1 protein-coding gene is annotated in these 301 nt (G+C 65.8%); it reads right to left on the bottom strand.

Going from position 1 to position 301, the window contains the following annotated elements:
- Positions 1 to 301, bottom strand: a 301-nt coding sequence (locus tag EN859_RS36930; RefSeq protein WP_135913730.1) for an NAD-glutamate dehydrogenase domain-containing protein, incomplete at both ends; no start/stop codon positions are given.

Raw genomic sequence — 301 nt, 5'->3', positions numbered from 1 at the left:
CTTCAGCGCCGCCTGATGCGGCTTCTGGTCGGTGCGGCGGTAATAGTCGATGGCAATCTGGTTTTCCGGATCGATCTTGGCGATGCGCCTGGCATCGGCCAGCGCCACCGACGCCGAGAAGGTATCGCGGTAGCTTTCCGGGAAACGCGCCGCGATGCTTTTCAATGCCGGGTCGCTGCCGGCTGCTTCGGCCGCCTCGGAAAGCGCGTCTTCCCAGGTGCGCACGATATCGCGGATCGCCGCCTCGACGGTGGCAGGGTCGACCTTGGGCGTCTTGCCGCCGGACCGGCCGATGATGAAG

It is taken from the genome of Mesorhizobium sp. M00.F.Ca.ET.216.01.1.1, from assembly GCF_004010325.2.
Lineage (GTDB): Bacteria > Pseudomonadota > Alphaproteobacteria > Rhizobiales > Rhizobiaceae > Mesorhizobium.
This window is presented reverse-complemented; position numbering and strand designations above follow the sequence as displayed.